The 1084-nt window shown below is 70.1% G+C and carries 2 pseudogenes; one reads left to right on the forward strand and one right to left on the reverse strand.

Going from position 1 to position 1084, the window contains the following annotated elements:
• Positions 1-87, forward strand: a pseudogene (locus AB0O00_RS41080) (globin); the annotation flags it as partial.
• Positions 88-168: 81 nt separating this feature from the next.
• Here AB0O00_RS41080 and AB0O00_RS41085 read toward each other — a convergent pair.
• Positions 169-1038 (reverse strand): annotated as a pseudogene (locus AB0O00_RS41085) (hypothetical protein); the annotation flags it as partial.
• Positions 1039-1084 lie beyond the last annotated feature (46 nt).

Here is a 1084-nt window from a genome sequence, read left to right on the forward strand (position 1 = left end):
GAGCTCACCCTGCCCGCCGAGGACGAGCAGCAGCTGTGGGACTACCTCACCTACGCCGCCGCCTCGATGATCAACGCCGAGGGCTGACCGGTCCGCGTGATCGTAGACGCTGGTGCGGCGTTTGCCCCGCGCGTCGACGGCCGCGACAGGTTTGTCCTTGGCGTTCCACTCCGTCGTGGTGGTCACGCCGTCGGCGTCGGTGCTGCTCAGGGTGCGACCGGAGTCGTCCCAGGTGACGACGCGGTCGCGGTCGCCCCACTGGCGCAACAGCTGCATCACCGCCGTTTTGCCGGCCAGGTCATAGGCGTAGGCGTGATGCAGCTGCGGTATCCCGTAGTTGCCGGTCGGCGACGGTGCGGTGACCTGGGTCGGCCGCAGGCGCTTCTCCACCTGGCCCGGCTCCAGGAAGGAGTCGTAGTCGATGACCGTGCGTTCCGCGACGCCGTTGTGGATGGGCTGCCGCACGACCCAGTCGTAGGCCGACGGGGTGCGCACCGAGTTCAGCGGCCCGATCTCGTCGACGGTCCTCGCGTCGCTGTAGTTCTGGTAGTCGAAGTCCTCCATGGCCGCGCCGGGGTTCTCGATCCGGGCGAGGATGCCCTTGGCGTACCACAGGAGGGTCTGGGAGCCGTCCCAGTACTGGATCCGGCACAGCTTCTGCGCGGGCGCGGCCTCCGCGCCCGGCGGGCGGGGCACCCCGCCGTAGCAGCCGTCGCCGTTGTCGGTGTTGTAGTACAGCGTGTGTGCCCGCCCGGAGACCGGGTCCTTGATCTGGGTCAGCCGCGGCGGCGAGCCGCTGTAGACGTACTGCAGGGCGGCCGGCTTCTTGCTGTCCAGTACCGATGCCACCGTGGACAGCGTTCCGTCCACGTTGAACACCGATACGACGTCGCCCTGGGTCACCGTGATCCGGCCGCCGGCGTCGAAGGCCAGCACGCCGTCCTGGTCCGGCGGTGGCACGTAGCCGCCGGCCGAGGCCTGCGCCCAGGTGTGCTTCCCGCCGGCACTGTCGGTGAGCACCACCGAACCGTCCAACATCTCCGCGCGGCTGTAGCCGCCGGCCGCCGCCGCCAACGTCCACCCC

Source organism: Kitasatospora sp. NPDC093558 (assembly GCF_040683475.1).
GTDB lineage: Bacteria > Actinomycetota > Actinomycetes > Streptomycetales > Streptomycetaceae > Kitasatospora.